The organism is Pseudomonas lini, from assembly GCF_964063345.1.
GTDB classification, from domain to species: domain Bacteria; phylum Pseudomonadota; class Gammaproteobacteria; order Pseudomonadales; family Pseudomonadaceae; genus Aquipseudomonas; species Aquipseudomonas lini_B.
The window spans coordinates 2,556,652-2,576,137 of the sequence record NZ_OZ061318.1; the positions used below are offsets into that span (position 1 = coordinate 2,556,652).

Annotated in this window: 16 protein-coding genes, 6 tRNA genes and 3 rRNA genes; 3 read left to right on the forward strand and 22 right to left on the reverse strand. The window is 54.4% G+C overall.

The genetic code is table 11. The annotated features are described in order from the left end of the window. Nucleotides 1-131: 131 nt before the first annotated feature. From rplL to tyrS, 20 genes are all read right to left on the reverse strand, one after another. On the reverse strand, nt 132-497 hold the full coding sequence (gene rplL / locus AB3226_RS11590) for a 50S ribosomal protein L7/L12 (RefSeq protein ID WP_038981298.1): 366 nt from the start codon (nt 495-497) through the stop codon (nt 132-134). Nucleotides 498-571: 74 nt separating this feature from the next. Next, on the reverse strand, nt 572-1,072 hold the full coding sequence (gene rplJ / locus AB3226_RS11595) for a 50S ribosomal protein L10 (protein ID WP_038981297.1): 501 nt from the start codon (nt 1,070-1,072) through the stop codon (nt 572-574). Nucleotides 1,073-1,270: 198 nt separating this feature from the next. Continuing rightward, on the reverse strand, nt 1,271-1,966 hold the full coding sequence (gene rplA / locus AB3226_RS11600) for a 50S ribosomal protein L1 (protein ID WP_007896626.1): 696 nt from the start codon (nt 1,964-1,966) through the stop codon (nt 1,271-1,273). Further along, nucleotides 1,966-2,397, reverse strand: a complete 432-nt coding sequence (gene rplK / locus AB3226_RS11605) for a 50S ribosomal protein L11 (protein WP_008008888.1) — start codon at nt 2,395-2,397, stop codon at nt 1,966-1,968. The genes rplA and rplK overlap by 1 nt, the downstream gene beginning before the upstream one ends. 117 nt (nt 2,398-2,514) lie before the next feature. Further along, nucleotides 2,515-3,048 carry a transcription termination/antitermination protein NusG gene (gene nusG, locus AB3226_RS11610; RefSeq protein ID WP_007896622.1) on the reverse strand — a complete coding sequence of 178 codons (534 nt, stop codon included), beginning with the start codon at nt 3,046-3,048 and terminating at the stop codon, nt 2,515-2,517. A 9-nt stretch (nt 3,049-3,057) separates the two neighbouring features. After that, nucleotides 3,058-3,426: a preprotein translocase subunit SecE gene (gene secE, locus AB3226_RS11615; protein ID WP_007896620.1), complete on the reverse strand. Its 369-nt coding sequence runs from the start codon at nt 3,424-3,426 to the stop codon at nt 3,058-3,060. A 45-nt stretch (nt 3,427-3,471) separates the two neighbouring features. Next, nucleotides 3,472-3,547: transfer RNA gene (locus tag AB3226_RS11620), tRNA-Trp, on the reverse strand. A 53-nt stretch (nt 3,548-3,600) separates the two neighbouring features. Beyond that, nucleotides 3,601-4,794, reverse strand: a complete 1,194-nt coding sequence (gene tuf / locus AB3226_RS11625) for an elongation factor Tu (protein WP_019693885.1) — start codon at nt 4,792-4,794, stop codon at nt 3,601-3,603. An 84-nt stretch (nt 4,795-4,878) separates the two neighbouring features. Further along, nucleotides 4,879-4,954: transfer RNA gene (locus AB3226_RS11630), tRNA-Thr, on the reverse strand. Nucleotides 4,955-4,980: 26 nt separating this feature from the next. Next, nucleotides 4,981-5,054 (reverse strand) — tRNA-Gly (locus tag AB3226_RS11635). 24 nt (nt 5,055-5,078) lie between these two features. Continuing rightward, nucleotides 5,079-5,163 (reverse strand) — tRNA-Tyr (locus AB3226_RS11640). 142 nt (nt 5,164-5,305) lie between these two features. Next, the gene (locus AB3226_RS11645; protein ID WP_367373155.1) at nt 5,306-5,746 is read right to left on the reverse strand and encodes a hypothetical protein; all 441 of its coding nucleotides are present in this window, start codon (nt 5,744-5,746) and stop codon (nt 5,306-5,308) included. 7 nt (nt 5,747-5,753) lie between these two features. Next, the gene (locus tag AB3226_RS11650) at nt 5,754-6,503 is read right to left on the reverse strand and encodes a pantothenate kinase (RefSeq protein ID WP_367373156.1); all 750 of its coding nucleotides are present in this window, start codon (nt 6,501-6,503) and stop codon (nt 5,754-5,756) included. Further along, a complete protein-coding gene (gene birA, locus AB3226_RS11655; protein WP_367373157.1) occupies nt 6,493-7,452 on the reverse strand; it encodes a bifunctional biotin--[acetyl-CoA-carboxylase] ligase/biotin operon repressor BirA in 960 nt (319 codons plus the stop codon). The genes AB3226_RS11650 and birA overlap by 11 nt, the downstream gene beginning before the upstream one ends. Before the next feature lie 136 nt (nt 7,453-7,588). After that, nucleotides 7,589-7,704 (reverse strand): 5S ribosomal RNA (gene rrf, locus AB3226_RS11660). Between the two features lie 161 nt (nt 7,705-7,865). Then, nucleotides 7,866-10,757: ribosomal RNA gene (locus AB3226_RS11665) — 23S ribosomal RNA — on the reverse strand. Nucleotides 10,758-10,993: 236 nt separating this feature from the next. Continuing rightward, nucleotides 10,994-11,069, reverse strand: a tRNA-Ala gene (locus AB3226_RS11670). A 30-nt stretch (nt 11,070-11,099) separates the two neighbouring features. Then, nucleotides 11,100-11,176 (reverse strand) — tRNA-Ile (locus AB3226_RS11675). Between the two features lie 82 nt (nt 11,177-11,258). Then, a 16S ribosomal RNA gene (locus tag AB3226_RS11680) occupies nt 11,259-12,797 on the reverse strand. The 16S, 23S and 5S rRNA genes sit together here with 2 tRNA genes alongside, the layout of an rRNA operon. Before the next feature lie 552 nt (nt 12,798-13,349). Then, a complete protein-coding gene (gene tyrS / locus AB3226_RS11685; protein WP_008008359.1) occupies nt 13,350-14,549 on the reverse strand; it encodes a tyrosine--tRNA ligase in 1,200 nt (399 codons plus the stop codon). A 210-nt stretch (nt 14,550-14,759) separates the two neighbouring features. Between tyrS and AB3226_RS11690 the strand changes: the two genes are divergently transcribed. Both AB3226_RS11690 and AB3226_RS11695 read left to right on the forward strand, forming a co-directional pair. Further along, nucleotides 14,760-16,190 carry a peptidoglycan DD-metalloendopeptidase family protein gene (locus AB3226_RS11690; protein ID WP_367373158.1) on the forward strand — a complete coding sequence of 477 codons (1,431 nt, stop codon included), beginning with the start codon at nt 14,760-14,762 and terminating at the stop codon, nt 16,188-16,190. Between the two features lie 3 nt (nt 16,191-16,193). Next, entirely contained in the window at nt 16,194-17,285 is a 1,092-nt protein-coding gene (locus AB3226_RS11695) for an anhydro-N-acetylmuramic acid kinase (RefSeq protein WP_367373159.1), read from the forward strand. A gap of 73 nt (nt 17,286-17,358) precedes the next feature. On the opposite strand, the gene erpA is transcribed toward AB3226_RS11695, so the two are convergent. Beyond that, nucleotides 17,359-17,709, reverse strand: a complete 351-nt coding sequence (gene erpA / locus AB3226_RS11700) for an iron-sulfur cluster insertion protein ErpA (RefSeq protein ID WP_007906865.1) — start codon at nt 17,707-17,709, stop codon at nt 17,359-17,361. A gap of 168 nt (nt 17,710-17,877) precedes the next feature. After that, nucleotides 17,878-18,912 (reverse strand): N-acetyl-gamma-glutamyl-phosphate reductase, encoded by a 1,035-nt coding sequence (gene argC / locus AB3226_RS11705; RefSeq protein ID WP_007941665.1) that lies wholly within the window; start codon nt 18,910-18,912, stop codon nt 17,878-17,880. Nucleotides 18,913-19,047: 135 nt separating this feature from the next. Between argC and hemJ the strand changes: the two genes are divergently transcribed. Next, nucleotides 19,048-19,479: a protoporphyrinogen oxidase HemJ gene (gene hemJ, locus AB3226_RS11710; protein WP_367373160.1), complete on the forward strand. Its 432-nt coding sequence runs from the start codon at nt 19,048-19,050 to the stop codon at nt 19,477-19,479. Nucleotides 19,480-19,486 lie beyond the last annotated feature (7 nt).

Below are 19,486 nucleotides of genomic sequence, written 5' to 3' on the forward strand. Positions count from 1 at the left end.
GCATCGGGTGGTTACAGCTCGTTACCAGCACCGACCCAGTCGGCTGCCAATAACGGAAAAAGGCCGGTGGCAAGAGCCACCAGCCATCAGCCTTTCGCTTAACGCTCGGGCTGGAGGTGCAAAGTCGATGCTTACTTCAGCTCGACTTTAGCGCCTGCTTCTTCCAGAGTGGCTTTTGCTTTGTCAGCTGCGTCTTTCGAAACAGCTTCCAGAACGATGCCAGGAGCGCCGTCAACTACAGCCTTGGCTTCTTTCAGGCCCAGACCGGTCAGTTCACGTACTGCCTTGATCACGTTAACTTTCTTCTCGCCAGCTTCGGTCAGCATGACGTTGAATTCAGTTTGTTCTTCAACAACAGCGGCAGCAGCAGCTGGACCAGCCGATGCAGCAGCAGCGGTAACACCGAAGGTTTCTTCCATCGATTTGATCAGCTCAACGATTTCCACTACGGATTTCTGGCCGATTGCTTCGATGATTTGTTCGTTAGTCAGAGACATGACTCAATTCCTGAATTGGGGGACGGCCTACGCGACCATCGAAATAAACAAAAAACGCGAGAAGTTGACGAGCCTTAGGCTGCAGCAGCTTCTTTCTGGTCGCGAATTGCCGCCAGAGTACGAGCCAATTTGCTGGTAGCGCCTTGAATCACGCTCATCAGCTGGGAAATTGCTTCGTCACGGGTCGGCAGAGTTGCCAGTACGTCGATCTGATTAGCTGCGAGGAACTTGCCCTCGAACGCAGCTGCCTTGATCTCGAACTTGTCCTGACCCTTGGCAAACTCTTTGAAGATACGGGCAGCAGCGCCCGGATGTTCGTTCGAGAATGCAATCAGGGTCGGGCCAGTGAACACGTCGTTGAGAACACTGTATTCAGTGTCAGCAACAGCGCGCTTGAGCAGGGTGTTACGTACAACACGTACGTAAACGCCAGCTTCACGAGCCTCTTTACGGAGTCCGGTCATTGCGCCTACTGTTACGCCACGGGCATCAACCACGACAGCGGACAGAGCGACTTTGGCAGCCTCGTTGACTTCAGCGACGATGGCCTTCTTGTCTTCGAGTTTAATTGCCACGGGTTTAACTCCTGCTTGTTACCGTTTCATCCAACCGAAGCCGGATGTCGTTTTGGTGTCTGATTCGGTAAGGAACCGGGAGCACCATCTGCGTAGGCTTGTGGTTTAAGACTTGCGCCGCCTACGGTCTTGGATAGCCCCCGCCAGGCAGGGACCCCAATCTTTCAATTGACGCAATCGCTTGCGCCAACCTGTGTCTTACGCGTCGAGCGAGCCTTGGTCGATGACCAGACCTGGACCCATGGTGGTGCTCAGGGTAACGCGCTTGACGTAAATACCTTTCGAGGAAGCTGGCTTGATACGCTTCAGATCAGCGATCAGGGCTTCAACGTTTTCCTTCAGCTTGACGGCATCGAAGCCGACTTTGCCAACGGAGGTGTGGATGATGCCGTTTTTGTCGGTGCGATAACGAACCTGACCAGCCTTGGCGTTTTTAACCGCGGTAGCTACGTCTGGAGTTACAGTGCCGACTTTAGGGTTAGGCATCAGGCCGCGTGGGCCCAGGATCTGACCCAACTGACCAACAACGCGCATGGCATCCGGGGATGCGATAACTACGTCATAGTTCAGGTCGCCGCCTTTCATTTCGGCAGCCAGGTCGTCCATACCTACACGGTCAGCGCCGGCAGCCAGAGCGGCCTCGGCAGCTGGACCCTGGGTGAACACAGCAACGCGAACAGTCTTGCCAGTGCCGTGTGGCAGCACAGTAGCGCTACGAACGACCTGGTCGGATTTACGCGGGTCAACACCCAGGTTCACAGCAACGTCGAACGACTCGCTGAACTTGACAGTCGACAGCTCAGCCAGCAGGGCAGCAGCGTCTACAAAGTTGTAGGACTTGCCTGCTTCGATTTTGCCGGCGATAGCCTTTTGACGCTTGGTCAACTTAGCCATTACACACCCTCCACGTTAAGGCCCATGCTACGAGCAGAACCGGCGATAGTACGCACGGCTGCTTCCATATCAGCTGCAGTCAGATCCGCGTTTTTGGTTTTCGCGATTTCTTCCAGCTGAGCACGGGTCACGGTGCCAACCTTAACGGTGTTCGGACGAGCGGAACCGCTAGTCAGACCAGCAGCCTTCTTCAGCAGAACCGAAGCAGGTGTGGATTTGGTTTCGAAAGTGAAGCTACGGTCGCTGTAGACAGTGATGATCACTGGAGTCGGCAGACCTGGCTCAATACCCTGAGTACGGGCGTTGAAAGCCTTGCAGAATTCCATGATGTTCACGCCGTGCTGACCCAGAGCAGGACCAACAGGTGGGCTTGGGTTAGCCTGAGCGGCCTTCACTTGCAGCTTGATGTAAGCGGTAATCTTCTTGGCCATGAGGCACTCCAATTACGGGTTCGAACGCCTCGAAAGGCTCCCCGGTTACTTGCGCGTTTATCCCAGTGACGACAAAACCCCACAGCCTGGGGCTGCGGGGTTGGGATGCTTGCTCAGCTAGACCTTTTCGACCTGGCTGAACTCTAGCTCTACCGGAGTAGAGCGACCGAAAATGAGCACTGCCACTTGGATCCGGCTCTTCTCGTAGTTAACTTCTTCAACCGTGCCAGTAAAATCAGCAAACGGTCCGTCGTTGACACGTACCGACTCACCTGGCTCGAACAACGTCTTCGGCTTCGGCTTGTCGCTACCATCAGCAACGCGACGCAGAATCGCTTCTGCCTCTTTATCAGTGATCGGCGCAGGCTTATCAGCAGTACCGCCGATGAAACCCATCACCCGAGGAGTATCCTTGACCAAGTGCCAAGTACCCTCGTTCATGTCCATCTGGACCAGCACATAACCTGGGAAGAACTTGCGCTCGCTTTTGCGTTTCTGGCCATTACGCATTTCAACCACTTCTTCAGTGGGAACCAGAATTTCGCCAAAGCCATCTTCCATGCCAGCCAGCTTTACGCGCTCTACCAACGAGCGCATGACATGCTTCTCGTAACCGGAGTAAGCATGCACAACGTACCAACGCTTAGCCACGGGACACCCTTAGCCGACAATCAAGGAAACAAGCCAGCCGAGCAGGGAATCAAGCCCCCACAACAGCAACGCCATAACCAGAACAACAGCCACAACAATCAGCGTGGTCTGCGTGGTTTCTTGGCGAGTTGGCCATACGACTTTACGAATCTCGGTGCGAGCTTCCTTAACCAGTACAAAGAAAGACTTGCCCTTGACTGTCTGCAGGCCTACAAAGGCAGCTACAGCAGCAATTACAAGCAAAGCGAGTACGCGGTACAGGATCGGCGAAGCAGAGTAATACTGATTGCCAACAACGCCAACAACCACCAAAGCGACTACTACTAGCCACTTGAGCAGATCGAAGCGAGAGCCTTGAGCTTCAGCTTTAGGAGTCATCTATGAAGATCCTGTGAAAAGAAAGCCAGACACACCAAGTGAATCTGGCAGGTCAGGAGGGAATCGAACCCCCAACCTACGGTTTTGGAGACCGTCGCTCTGCCAATTGAGCTACTGACCTAAAACAAAATCAGGCCGACCATTATGCCGGCCCGAAAAAGACATTACAACAACTTACTCGATGACTTTTGCTACGACACCAGCGCCGACGGTACGACCGCCCTCACGGATAGCGAAACGCAGACCATCTTCCATCGCGATGGTTTTGATCAGGGTAACGGTCATTTGAACGTTATCACCCGGCATCACCATTTCAACACCTTCTGGCAGCTCGCAGTTACCAGTCACGTCAGTTGTACGGAAGTAGAACTGTGGACGGTAGCCCTTGAAGAATGGCGTATGACGACCACCCTCTTCCTTGCTCAGAACGTAAACCTCAGCAGTGAACTTGGTATGCGGCTTGACAGTGCCGGGCTTGACCAGGACCTGGCCACGCTCAACATCATCACGCTTGGTACCACGCAGCAGAACGCCGCAGTTCTCACCCGCACGACCTTCGTCGAGCAGCTTGCGAAACATTTCAACACCAGTGCAAGTAGTTTTGACAGTGTCACGAAGACCAACAATCTCAACTTCTTCCTGAATGCGGACAATGCCACGCTCAACACGACCAGTCACAACAGTACCGCGACCGGAGATCGAGAACACATCCTCGATCGGCATCAGGAACGGCTTATCAATAGCACGCTCAGGCTGCGGAATATAGCTATCCAGAGTCTCGACCAACTTCTTGACGGCGGTAGTACCCATCTCGTTGTCATCTTGACCATTCAGCGCCATCAGCGCCGAACCAATGATGATCGGCGTGTCATCACCTGGGAAATCGTAAGCGCTCAACAGATCGCGCACTTCCATCTCAACCAGCTCCAGCAACTCAGCGTCGTCGACCATGTCAGCCTTGTTCAGGAAGACAACGATGTACGGAACGCCAACCTGACGGGACAACAGGATATGCTCACGGGTTTGCGGCATCGGACCATCAGCGGCCGAGCAAACCAGAATCGCACCATCCATCTGCGCAGCACCGGTAATCATGTTTTTTACGTAGTCAGCGTGACCCGGACAGTCAACGTGTGCGTAATGACGCACAGCCGAATCGTACTCAACGTGAGCAGTGTTAATGGTGATACCACGAGCTTTTTCTTCTGGGGCGCTATCGATCTTGTCGAAGTCAACCTTTGCCGAACCGAACACTTCGGAGCAGACGCGGGTCAAAGCAGCGGTCAGAGTCGTCTTGCCATGGTCTACGTGACCAATGGTTCCAACGTTGACGTGCGGCTTGTTACGTTCGAACTTTTCCTTAGCCATCGAAATCACCCCTAGCAGAAGAATTAAGCAAGTACTATCAGCCATTAAAACAAAGGCAGATATTTTCATATCTGCCTTGTTATATGGAGCTCTTGAGCGGATTTGAACCGCTGACCTCACCCTTACCAAGGGTGTGCTCTACCAACTGAGCTACAAGAGCGTAACACTTTGCAGGACCTGCAAACTTGGAGCGGGTAGCGGGAATCGAACCCGCATCATCAGCTTGGAAGGCTGAGGTTCTACCACTAAACTATACCCGCGGAGCTTGCAGCTCTCGCTAAAAATGGTGGAGGGGGAAGGATTCGAACCTTCGAAGTCGTAGACGTCAGATTTACAGTCTGATCCCTTTGGCCGCTCGGGAACCCCTCCTAAGCGAGCCGGCATTCTATATCATGCCAGCCTTCTGTCAAGCATTTTCTCATTAAAAACCTGAGGTTAGCTGCGTTGACCTCGCTTCACACTGCTGACCGCTAAAGGTCTTCACTGCGAAGCGGGCGCCATTCTATGCAAACTATTCGACGGGTGCAACCCCCTCGCACGGCATTATTTTATGTTTTAACTCATTGAATTCTTTAGAAAGGCTTTGCAGCTGCGAGTCCCCCACCAAACGCCGGCTTTCCGGGGCTATGCGCACCCAGTAACCATCAGACTCGGCAGGAGCCCTCAGCAAGGACTCGAACTTGATTTCCATGCCACTCAATCGCCGCTCGACCGCCTGAGCAGCTTCCTGACGAGTAAAACCGCCAAGATAGAGGCATCCATCGCCTGCCTGGGCAGGCTTTCCTTTATCACGAGCCGCGTCAGTCGTTTCACTCAACAAGCGAATGTCTTGCTGCGAACCCCGATACAAACTCAAGGGGGTTACATCTTTCGCGCGAAGCGGAGCCTCCTGTTGGTGCCAGACGTAATAGAACACATTGAGAACAAGCAACAACAGGAACAACCAACGCATAAAAACCTCAGGACAAGGGACACGCCATCGCCAAACCTACAAATACCAGGTCTGGAACTACCCTGGCCTCGGGCACAATCTCGGAGACCAGATCAGCATCTCCTCCAGTCAGGAAGACTGCGAAATCTTCTCCCCAATAGCTTCGCGCCAACTCTAGCTGAGTCAGGACAAACCCTCTCAACATTAGCAAACAACCTCGCTCGACCGCCTCGACGGTTGTGCGCCCAGGAACAAGACTCTCCAAAGCGCGCTCGGCAGCAAGATCTCCATAGCGAATTCTACGGGTATGGGTACGCAGCTGGTTGCGCATCAAAGGCATCCCCGGACAGATAAATCCTCCGAGATGCTCACCATCCCCCGCAATAAAGTCAGCCGTAACAGCCGTACCAAAGTCGAGCACCAGACAAGCACCCGAAGCCAGATGAAATCCTCCGAGCATTGCAAGCCAACGATCAAGCCCTAGCCGCTCGAACTCCTCATAGCCATTTCGAACCCCAGACATCTCCCGAGCCGGTGCCGCGCACACCACGGAAACGCCGAAAGCCTCGGTCAGCAGAGAAATCAGCGCACTGGTTTCTTCAGCGGTTCTGACACTGACTAAACGACAATGCATGAGAGCGAGCCCCTTGAGCCCTCTCAAGCTCTCCAGCAATGCGAGATCTGAATCAACGACCCCCTCGCCAATCGCCCGCCGGACATCCTCGCCGAGCACACGCCACTTGATGAAACTGTTTCCACAATCGAGCTCAAGAATCATCACGTAACCTCAGGCTGAGCTCGCCACCACTAAAGACCTTCTCCACACCATTCACCTTCAAGCGCAAGGCACCCTGGCCGTCGATACCCAGCACCTCACCATCTATCTGACTAACACCGGCAATCAACGATACCGCCCGCCCCTGCCATAGATGATTTTGCTCCCACTCCGCCTGGATCGCCGGAAATCCGCCGGCCTGGTGGCGATTTAAATAGGCCTGGAGCATCAACCCTAACTCCGCAACCAGATGATTGCGATCAACAGGCTTACCCGACTCGAGACGCATGGACGTCCATAGCTGATCAACCTCATCGGTCATCTGCATGTTCACATTTATTCCGACACCGATCACCACGTGGCACACATCAGCAGGATCCCCCACTAACTCGAGCAGTATTCCCGCAATTTTTTGCTGACCCACCAGAACATCATTCGGCCACTTCAACCCCACACCTGAAATACCAAGCCCTCGCAAGACTTGCATTACGGCAAGCCCGACCACAAGACTCAAGCCTTCCAGCTGCCGCATCCCACCCTCAATGCGCAGTACCAGACTGTAATAGATGTTTTCCGCGAACGGACTCACCCATTTGCGTCCACGCCGCCCACGACCAGCCGTCTGCCGCTCAGCGAGCACCAGAAATGGCGCAGGCTGGCCACGCTCGATAGCGCGCAAAGCTTCAGCGTTAGTAGAGTCAATTGAATCGAAGACTAGAACGGGCCATTCGCAAGAAGGCGCCCGCGCGCTTATTTCCGCAGGATCAAGCAGTGTCAACGGTGCAGCCAGTTGATAGCCGCGACCGCGCACTTTATGAATGGATAAACCGAGCTCAGCTTCCAAGTGCTGAAGCTGCTTCCATACAGCGCTACGACTGACGCCCAAGGCAGCACCCAGGGCTTGGCCCGAATGGAATCGACCATCCTTAAGAAGCTTTAACAACGTCAGCATGCAAGTCTCGCCTCACAATGAGGCCCGCATGATAGCCATGCCCCGGGCTGTTGCATAGAAACCCTACAAGCGAGATTTTCCTGCGGACAAAACAAAACCCCTACCTGCATACGCAGATAGGGGTTTCGGAATTTAATCTTGACGATGACCTACTCTCACATGGGGAAACCCCACACTACCATCGGCGATGCATCGTTTCACTGCTGAGTTCGGGATGGGATCAGGTGGTTCCAATGCTCTATGGTCGTCAAGAAATTCGGTAGCCAGGTCGTTCTCTCTTGCGAGATCACGCTCCAGCGAATGGGTATGTGATAGATCTGGTGTTTCGTGAGTGTCACAAACTTTCGGTTCGTTTCGTCTTCACACACCGCAATCTGGCGCCTCTTCAGGTCAGCAAATTGCTTGGGTGTTATATGGTCAAGCCTCACGGGCAATTAGTATTGGTTAGCTCAACGCCTCACAGCGCTTACACACCCAACCTATCAACGTCGTAGTCTTCGACGGCCCTTCAGGGGACTCAAGGTCCCAGTGAGATCTCATCTTGAGGCTAGTTTCCCGCTTAGATGCTTTCAGCGGTTATCTATTCCGAACATAGCTACCCGGCAATGCCACTGGCGTGACAACCGGAACACCAGAGGTTCGTCCACTCCGGTCCTCTCGTACTAGGAGCAGCCCCTCTCAAATCTCAAACGTCCACGGCAGATAGGGACCGAACTGTCTCACGACGTTCTAAACCCAGCTCGCGTACCACTTTAAATGGCGAACAGCCATACCCTTGGGACCGGCTTCAGCCCCAGGATGTGATGAGCCGACATCGAGGTGCCAAACACCGCCGTCGATATGAACTCTTGGGCGGTATCAGCCTGTTATCCCCGGAGTACCTTTTATCCGTTGAGCGATGGCCCTTCCATACAGAACCACCGGATCACTAAGACCTACTTTCGTACCTGCTCGACGTGTCTGTCTCGCAGTCAAGCGCGCTTTTGCCTTTATACTCTACGACCGATTTCCGACCGGTCTGAGCGCACCTTCGTACTCCTCCGTTACTCTTTAGGAGGAGACCGCCCCAGTCAAACTACCCACCATACACTGTCCTCGATCCGGATAACGGACCTGAGTTAGAACCTCAAAGTTGCCAGGGTGGTATTTCAAGGTTGGCTCCACGCGAACTGGCGTCCACGCTTCAAAGCCTCCCACCTATCCTACACAAGCAAATTCAAAGTCCAGTGCAAAGCTATAGTAAAGGTTCACGGGGTCTTTCCGTCTAGCCGCGGATACACTGCATCTTCACAGCGATTTCAATTTCACTGAGTCTCGGGTGGAGACAGCGCCGCCATCGTTACGCCATTCGTGCAGGTCGGAACTTACCCGACAAGGAATTTCGCTACCTTAGGACCGTTATAGTTACGGCCGCCGTTTACCGGGGCTTCGATCAAGAGCTTCGCGTTAGCTAACCCCATCAATTAACCTTCCGGCACCGGGCAGGCGTCACACCCTATACGTCCACTTTCGTGTTTGCAGAGTGCTGTGTTTTTAATAAACAGTCGCAGCGGCCTGGTATCTTCGACCGGCGTGGGCTTACGCAGTAAATGCTTCACCCTCACCGGCGCACCTTCTCCCGAAGTTACGGTGCCATTTTGCCTAGTTCCTTCACCCGAGTTCTCTCAAGCGCCTTGGTATTCTCTACCCAACCACCTGTGTCGGTTTGGGGTACGGTTCCTGGTTACCTGAAGCTTAGAAGCTTTTCTTGGAAGCATGGCATCAACCACTTCGTGTACTAAAAGTACACTCGTCATCAGCTCTCGGCCTTAGAATCCCGGATTTACCTAAGATTCCAGCCTACCACCTTAAACTTGGACAACCAACGCCAAGCTGGCCTAGCCTTCTCCGTCCCTCCATCGCAATAACCAGAAGTACAGGAATATTAACCTGTTTTCCATCGACTACGCTTTTCAGCCTCGCCTTAGGGACCGACTAACCCTGCGTCGATTAACGTTGCGCAGGAAACCTTGGTCTTTCGGCGTGGGTGTTTTTCACACCCATTGTCGTTACTCATGTCAGCATTCGCACTTCTGATACCTCCAGCAAGCTTCTCAACTCACCTTCACAGGCTTACAGAACGCTCCTCTACCGCATCACCTAAGTGATACCCGTAGCTTCGGTGTATGGTTTGAGCCCCGTTACATCTTCCGCGCAGGCCGACTCGACTAGTGAGCTATTACGCTTTCTTTAAAGGGTGGCTGCTTCTAAGCCAACCTCCTAGCTGTCTAAGCCTTCCCACATCGTTTCCCACTTAACCATAACTTTGGGACCTTAGCTGACGGTCTGGGTTGTTTCCCTTTTCACGACGGACGTTAGCACCCGCCGTGTGTCTCCCATGCTCGGCACTTGTAGGTATTCGGAGTTTGCATCGGTTTGGTAAGTCGGGATGACCCCCTAGCCGAAACAGTGCTCTACCCCCTACAGTGATACATGAGGCGCTACCTAAATAGCTTTCGAGGAGAACCAGCTATCTCCGAGCTTGATTAGCCTTTCACTCCGATCCACAGGTCATCCGCTAACTTTTCAACGGTAGTCGGTTCGGTCCTCCAGTTAGTGTTACCCAACCTTCAACCTGCCCATGGATAGATCGCCCGGTTTCGGGTCTATTCCCAGCGACTAGACGCCCTATTAAGACTCGCTTTCGCTACGCCTCCCCTATTCGGTTAAGCTCGCCACTGAAAATAAGTCGCTGACCCATTATACAAAAGGTACGCAGTCACCCAACAAAGTGGGCTCCCACTGCTTGTACGCATACGGTTTCAGGATCTATTTCACTCCCCTCTCCGGGGTTCTTTTCGCCTTTCCCTCACGGTACTAGTTCACTATCGGTCAGTCAGTAGTATTTAGCCTTGGAGGATGGTCCCCCCATATTCAGACAAAGTTTCTCGTGCTCCGTCCTACTCGATTTCATGACCAAGAGATTTTCGCGTACAGGGCTATCACCCACTATGGCCGCACTTTCCAGAGCGTTCCGCTAATCTCAAAGCCACTTAAGGGCTAGTCCCCGTTCGCTCGCCACTACTAAGGGAATCTCGGTTGATTTCTTTTCCTCAGGGTACTTAGATGTTTCAGTTCCCCTGGTTCGCTTCTTAAGCCTATGTATTCAGCTTAAGATACCTAACTTATGTTAGGTGGGTTCCCCCATTCAGACATCTCCGGATCAAAGTCTGTTTGCCGACTCCCCGAAGCTTTTCGCAGGCTACCACGTCTTTCATCGCCTCTGACTGCCAAGGCATCCACCGTATGCGCTTCTTCACTTGACCATATAACCCCAAGCAATCTGGTTATACTGTGAAGACGACATTCGCCGAAAATTCGCGATTAAACTCACAAATTTTACCTTAGCCTGATCCGTTACCAGTGAAAGTAACGTTCAGTCTATCTTTCTATCACATACCCAAATTTTTAAAGAACGATCTAATCAAAGACTAGAAATCAACATTCATCACCGTCTTGGTGGAATGCTCATTTCTAAGCTTTCAACAAACAGAAGCAGTAGTGGTGGAGCCAAACGGGATCGAACCGTTGACCTCCTGCGTGCAAGGCAGGCGCTCTCCCAGCTGAGCTATGGCCCCGTATTTCTACAGGCGTTTCCCACACAAAATTGGTGGGTCTGGGCAGATTCGAACTGCCGACCTCACCCTTATCAGGGGTGCGCTCTAACCAACTGAGCTACAGACCCAATTTCGGGCTGCTTCTTATCGTCTTCTTCAATGAATCAAGCAATTCGTGTGGGAACTTATGGAGCAGCTGATGTCGTCGATTAAGGAGGTGATCCAGCCGCAGGTTCCCCTACGGCTACCTTGTTACGACTTCACCCCAGTCATGAATCACACCGTGGTAACCGTCCTCCCGAAGGTTAGACTAGCTACTTCTGGTGCAACCCACTCCCATGGTGTGACGGGCGGTGTGTACAAGGCCCGGGAACGTATTCACCGCGACATTCTGATTCGCGATTACTAGCGATTCCGACTTCACGCAGTCGAGTTGCAGACTGCGATCCGGACTACGATCGGTTTTCTGGGATTAGCTCCACCTCGCGGCTTGGCAACCCTCTGTACCGACCATTGTAGCACGTGTGTAGCCCAGGCCGTAAGGGCCATGATGACTTGACGTCATCCCCACCTTCCTCCGGTTTGTCACCGGCAGTCTCCTTAGAGTGCCCACCATGACGTGCTGGTAACTAAGGACAAGGGTTGCGCTCGTTACGGGACTTAACCCAACATCTCACGACACGAGCTGACGACAGCCATGCAGCACCTGTCTCAATGTTCCCGAAGGCACCAATCCATCTCTGGAAAGTTCATTGGATGTCAAGGCCTGGTAAGGTTCTTCGCGTTGCTTCGAATTAAACCACATGCTCCACCGCTTGTGCGGGCCCCCGTCAATTCATTTGAGTTTTAACCTTGCGGCCGTACTCCCCAGGCGGTCAACTTAATGCGTTAGCTGCGCCACTAAGAGCTCAAGGCTCCCAACGGCTAGTTGACATCGTTTACGGCGTGGACTACCAGGGTATCTAATCCTGTTTGCTCCCCACGCTTTCGCACCTCAGTGTCAGTATCAGTCCAGGTGGTCGCCTTCGCCACTGGTGTTCCTTCCTATATCTACGCATTTCACCGCTACACAGGAAATTCCACCACCCTCTACCATACTCTAGCTCGTCAGTTTTGAATGCAGTTCCCAGGTTGAGCCCGGGGATTTCACATCCAACTTAACGAACCACCTACGCGCGCTTTACGCCCAGTAATTCCGATTAACGCTTGCACCCTCTGTATTACCGCGGCTGCTGGCACAGAGTTAGCCGGTGCTTATTCTGTCGGTAACGTCAAAACAATTACGTATTAGGTAACTGCCCTTCCTCCCAACTTAAAGTGCTTTACAATCCGAAGACCTTCTTCACACACGCGGCATGGCTGGATCAGGCTTTCGCCCATTGTCCAATATTCCCCACTGCTGCCTCCCGTAGGAGTCTGGACCGTGTCTCAGTTCCAGTGTGACTGATCATCCTCTCAGACCAGTTACGGATCGTCGCCTTGGTGAGCCATTACCTCACCAACTAGCTAATCCGACCTAGGCTCATCTGATAGCGCAAGGCCCGAAGGTCCCCTGCTTTCTCCCGTAGGACGTATGCGGTATTAGCGTCCGTTTCCGAGCGTTATCCCCCACTACCAGGCAGATTCCTAGGCATTACTCACCCGTCCGCCGCTCGCCACCAGGTACAAGTACCCGTGCTGCCGCTCGACTTGCATGTGTTAGGCCTGCCGCCAGCGTTCAATCTGAGCCATGATCAAACTCTTCAGTTCAAACATCTTTGGGTTTTTAAGAAACCCTAAACTTGGCTCAGCAATCGTTGGTTACATCTTTGATTTCTCGCGGAGTAACTTGTGATGCTGATAATCTTGTTGACTATCAGTCTGACTCCACAAGCACCCACACGAATTGCTTGATTCAGTTGTTAAAGAGCGGTTGGTTAAGATCTTTCGTCTCAACCGAGGCGCGCATTCTACAGCAGCCTCTGTTGCTGTCAAGCGGTTATTTTCAGAAGTTTTCAAAGTTTCCCTTGCAACTTCAACCACTTGCGCTTCCGATCTCTCGTTAGCGGGAGGCGAATTCTACAGCGTTACTCGCTGCTGTCAACACCTCTTTTTCTCCGCTTTCGACCGAGATGATCGAACCGTCAATAAGGCGAAAACACACTGCCCTACCAACCCCTTCTGGCTTCGATGAACTGAAGCGTAACCGCTGTCGAAAACTGCGTAACTCTTTGTTTACCAAGGAGTTTTCCGTTTCGACTGCGCCGGAAGTGGGGCGAATTATAGACTTCCAGAATCTGCCGTCAACCCCTGATTTCAGCTTTATTCAGATTTGAGCGTAATACGCGCAAATGCCTTCTTCCCAGCCTGGCAAACATGGGTCGCACCCAGTACGTATATAAAGGTGCGATCAACAACCTCACCATCTATACGCACACCACCAGAACCGAGAAGGTCGCGCGCCACAGCGGAGTTCTTCACCAAACCTGCCTTATTAAGGACAGCAGCAATCGGCATATCCTCGGCAGCGGTCAACTCGATCTCTGGCAGATCATCCGGCAGCTCACCGTCTTTCATACGATTGCCCGCCGCACGATGAGCATTGGCCGCAGCCTCTTCACCATGGAAGCGCGCAACGATCTCTTCGGCCAGCTTGATCTTGATGTCACGCGGATTCGCACCTGCCTCGACGTCAGCCCGGAAAGCATTGATCTCTTCCATGGAGCGGAAACTGAGCAATTCGAAGTAACGCCACATCAGCACATCCGGAATAGAAACCAGCTTGCCGTACATGACACCCGGCGCCTCCTGGATACCGACGTAGTTGCCCAACGACTTGGACATCTTCTTCACACCATCCAGCCCTTCGAGCAACGGCATGGTCAGAATGCATTGAGCCTCCTGACCATAACTACGCTGCAGCTCGCGCCCCATCAGCAGGTTGAACTTCTGATCGGTACCACCCAGCTCGACATCCGCGCGCAACGCGACCGAGTCATAACCCTGAACCAGCGGATAGAGGAACTCGTGAATGGCGATGGGTTGATTGGTCGTGTAGCGCTTGTCGAAATCGTCGCGCTCGAGCATGCGAGCCACGGTGTATTGCGAAGTCAGGCGAATGAAGTCGGCCGGCCCCATCTGATCCATCCAGGTGGAGTTGAACGCCACTTCAGTCTTGGCCGGATCAAGAATCTTGAAGACCTGAGTCTTGTAGGTCTCGGCATTCTCGAGAACCTGCTCACGGGTGAGCGGAGGACGTGTCGCGCTCTTGCCGCTCGGATCACCGATCATCCCGGTGAAGTCACCTATAAGGAAGATCACCTGGTGACCCAGCTCCTGGAACTGGCGCAGCTTATTAATAAGCACGGTGTGACCCAGGTGCAAATCCGGCGCGGTCGGATCGAAGCCTGCCTTAATACGCAGCGGCTGGCCACGCTTGAGTTTCTCGATCAGCTCGGACTCGACCAACAGTTCTTCTGCACCACGTTTGATCAGCGCTAGCTGCTCTTCAACCGACTTCATAACAGACCCGCAAGGCTCAGATTCAAAGGGGAACAACCATACAAGATCGCGCACCAAATACAAGTTTTGCCCGGCGCACGGACGCCAATCCACGGACAGAGCGTTCGCAGACTTGCTTCAGAGATGATTTGGTTATATTTTATACAGTTATTTCGTCTTCATCATGTCATTCATCTTTTCCAATTCATCTTTTCAAAGTCAAAATTACCTATGACCACAGAACCGTCTAAAGCGCCACCGCTTTACCCGAAGACCCACCTGCTCGCAGCAAGTGGGATCGCCGCCCTTCTCAGCCTGGCGCTTCTGGTATTCCCTTCCAGTGATGTTGAAGCCAAAAAGACGACCCTGAGTCTTGAACTGGAAAGCCCTGCTGAACAACTGACACAAGATCAAGACGCTGCCGACGCCATTCAAGCCACAAATGAACCGGCCGCCCCCCCCTTCGCGCAGATCGAAAACAGCGCCGAGGACACTCAGGAAACCGCCCAGGCCGCTCCCGCCCCCGCTCCCGCGCCAGTCGTCGAAGAGAAGAAGGCGCCAGGCCATAAGGAAGTGATTGTTAGCAAAGGCGACACTCTCTCGACTTTGTTCGAGAAAGTCGGCCTTCCGGCCACTTCGGTGCATGAAGTACTGGCCAGCGACAAACAGGCCAAGCAGTTCAGCCAGCTCAAACATGGTCAGAAGCTTGAGTTCGAACTGAGCCCGGATGGCCAGCTGACCAACTTGCACAGCAAAGTCAGCGACACGGAAAGCATCAGCCTGACCAAGAACGACAAGGGTTATGCGTTCAATCGCATTACCGCCAAGCCCACCGTTCGCTCCGCCTACGTGCATGGCGTGATCAACAGTTCGCTGTCTCAATCTGCCGCCCGAGCCGGTTTGTCCCACAGCCTGACCATGGATATGGCCAGTGTGTTTGGCTATGACGTCGACTTCGCCCAGGATATTCGCCAGGGTGACGAGTTCGATGTGATCTATGAACAGAAGGTCGTCAACGGCAAAGCTGTCGGCAACGGCCCGATCCTTTCCGCACGCTTCACCAACCGCGGCAAGACTTACACCGCGGTGCGCTACACCAACAAACAAGGCAACAGCAGCTACTACACAGCTGACGGCAACAGCATGCGCAAGGCGTTTATCCGTACCCCGGTAGACTTCGCCCGCATCAGCTCGAAATTTTCCATGGGCCGCAAGCACCCGATCCTGAACAAGATCCGCGCCCACAAGGGTGTCGATTACGCGGCACCACGCGGTACGCCGATCAAGGCTGCCGGTGACGGCAAAGTATTGTTGGCGGGTCGTCGCGGCGGTTACGGCAACACCGTGATCATCCAGCACGGTAATACCTACCGCACGCTGTACGGCCATATGCAAGGCTTCGCCAAAGGCATCAAGACTGGCGGCAGCGTCAAGCAAGGTCAGGTGATTGGTTACATCGGCACCACCGGCCTGTCCACCGGCCCGCACTTGCACTACGAGTTCCAGGTCAATGGCGTGCACGTCGACCCGCTGGGTCAGAAGGTGGCGATGGCCGATCCGATCTCCAAAGCTGAACGCTCGCGCTTCCTCGCGCAAAGCCAACCGCTGATGGCGCGCATGGATCAAGAGAAAACCACCCAGCTGGCTTCGAGTAAACGCTAAGCCATGGCGCTCTATATAGGTGTGATGTCCGGGACCAGCCTTGATGGCCTGGACATTGCGTTGATCGAGCAAGCCCCGGCAATCAAGCTGATCGCCACCCATTACATCCCTATGCCTGATTCCCTGCGCGCCGAGCTGCTTGGCTTGTGCGCCAGCGGCCCGGACGAGATTGCCCGCTCCGCCATTGCCCAGCAGAATTGGGTGAAACTGGCCGCACAGGGCATTCACACCCTCCTCGACCAACAAAACCTGAAACCCGCCGACATTCGCGCGATTGGCAGCCACGGCCAGACCATTCGCCACGAGCCCGCGCGCGGGTTCACGGTGCAAATCGGCAACCCAGCCTTGCTCACCGAGCTGACCGGCATCACCGTGGTCAGCGATTTCCGCAGCCGCGATGTAGCCGCAGGTGGACAAGGCGCGCCACTGGTTCCAGCCTTTCACGAAGCCCTGTTTGAAGAAGGACCTGGTAACCGCGCGGTATTGAACGTCGGCGGATTCAGCAACCTCAGCCTGATCGAGCCCGGCAAGCCTGTTGCAGGATTTGACTGCGGCCCCGGAAATGTCCTCCTGGATGCCTGGATTCATCAGCAACGTGGTGACAACTTTGATCGTGACGGCCATTGGGCTGCCAGCGGCAAGGTTCAACCTGCTCTGTTGAACGAGCTGCTCAGCGATCCATTCTTTGTGACTCAGGGCCCGAAGAGCACCGGCCGCGAAGTGTTCAATCTGCCGTGGCTGATGCAGCATCTGTCGCAGCTGCCAACCTTCGCTGCCGAAGACATACAGGCCACGCTGCTTGAGCTGACTGCGCTGACTATTGTCGAGTCATTGCAAAGCGCCCAATCGGATACACGGGAGCTGCTGGTTTGTGGCGGCGGCGCGCACAACGCCACGTTGATGAAGCGCTTGGCCACTCTGCTGCCGAACGCGAAAGTCAGCAGCACTGCTGCTTACGGCGTAGACCCGGACTGGGTCGAAGCCATGGCCTTCGCCTGGCTGGCTCATTGCTGCCTGGAAGGCATCGCGGCCAACCGCCCAAGTGTCACCGGTGCCCGCGGCCTGCGCATACTCGGCGCCATCTACCCCGCCTGAGCCTGAACCCCAGACAGCAAAACGCCGCGGAGTCCTGAGACCCTGCGGCGCCTGGTAATGCGGTGAGGTGCGATCAGATCGAGAACGAAGAGCCGCAGCCACACGTGGTGGTAGCGTTCGGGTTCTTGATTACGAAACGCGAACCTTCCAGACCTTCCTGGTAATCCACTTCGGCACCTGCCAGGTACTGGAAGCTCATCGGATCGACCACCAGGCTGACGCCTTCGCGCTCGACGATGGTGTCGTCATCGGCCACTTCTTCATCGAAGGTGAAGCCGTACTGAAACCCTGAACAACCGCCGCCCGTAACGAATACGCGCAGCTTCAAGCGATCATTCCCCTCTTCATCGACCAGGCTCTTCACCTTGTGCGCGGCACCGTGGGTGAATTGCAAAGCCGTGGGGGTGAAGGATTCGACGCTCATGCTGACTATCTCCCGGCGTTACGCCGCCATAATGCGTGATGACGCGCATTATCCGCTTCTCCCAGAAAATCGGTCAACTATTGTTACGGTATATCAATCAACCCAATTGTCAGACCACAATGCAAAAAGGCCCGTTCGACGGGCCTTTTTGCTGATCGGGATAAAACCTTACGGCAGCATGCCCGCATGGGACAGACCCAGACGCTCATCCAGACCGAACAGGATATTCAGGTTCTGCACCGCCTGACCCGACGCGCCTTTGACCAGATTGTCGATCACCGACAATACCACCACCAGATCACCATCCTGCGGACGATGCACGGCAATTCGGCAAACGTTGGCGCCGCGCACGCTACGGGTTTCCGGATGGCTGCCGGCAGGCATTACATCGACGAACGGTTCGTTGGCATAGCGCTTTTCGAACAACGCTTGCAGATCCACCGAGCGATCCACGACAGTCGCGTAGAGTGTCGAGTGAATGCCGCGAATCATTGGCGTCAGGTGCGGAACGAAGGTCAGCCCCACGTCCTTGCCCGCTGCACGACGCAGGCCCTGGCGGATTTCCGGCAAATGACGGTGCCCTTTGACGGCGTAGGCCTTCATGCTTTCCGACGTCTCGGAGTACAGCGAACCTACAGAAGCGCCACGACCCGCACCGCTGACGCCGGACTTGCAGTCTGCAATCAAACGAGTGGTATCTGCCAGACCGGCTTCAAGCAATGGCAGGAAACCCAGTTGCGTGGCAGTCGGGTAGCAACCCGGTACAGCAATCAGGCGCGCTTGCTTGATTTGCTCGCGATTGACTTCCGGCAAGCCGTAAACCGCCTCCTCCAGCAGTTCTGGCGCGCCGTGCGGCTGACCGTACCATTTGGCCCACTCATCGGCGTCTTGCAGACGGAAGTCTGCCGACAGGTCGATGACCTTGGTCCCGGCCGCTAGCAACTCTCCCGCCAGAGCATGGGCGACACCGTGCGGCGTGGCGAAGAACACCACGTCGCAGGCCCCGAGGGTCTTGATGTCCGGAACGCTGAACGCCAGGCCGTCGTAATGGCCTCGCAGGTTCGGGTACATGTCGGCCACGGCCAAGCCGGCCTCGGATCGGGAAGTGATCACCACCACTTCAGCTTGCGGATGCTGCGCCAACAGACGCAGCAGTTCGACACCGGTGTAACCCGTGCCGCCGACGATACCGACCTTGACCATAAACCTGCCCTCAACGAACCCACTGGAAAGCCGTCGATAATAGGGGCCGCGCGGCCCTGCGACAACCGTCAAGGTGACGTGCGGCGGCTCAAGCCTCTACTATTCCCGCTACCGTGAACCTGGGAATAACTAAAAATGCTTTATCTGTGGCTCAAAGCGCTTCATATCGTCAGCTTGGTCTGCTGGTTTGCCGGCCTGTTTTACCTGCCGCGCCTGTTCGTCTATCACGCCCAAAGCGAAGACACCGTCAGCAAGGAACGCTTCAGCATCATGGAGCGCAAGCTGTACCGGGGCATCATGGGCCCGGCGATGATCGCCACCCTGGTGTTCGGCATCTGGCTGATCAGCCTCAACCCAAGCGCCTACTTCACCCAAGGTGCATGGATGCATGCCAAATTGACCCTGGTGGTGATCCTGATCGGTTACCACCACATGTGTGGTGCTCAGGTAAAACGTTTTGCCCGTGGCGAAAACACCCGCAGCCATGTCTTTTATCGCTGGTTCAATGAAGTGCCGGTTCTGATATTGCTGGCTATCGTAATTCTGGTCGTCGTTCGGCCGTTTTAATCCAACA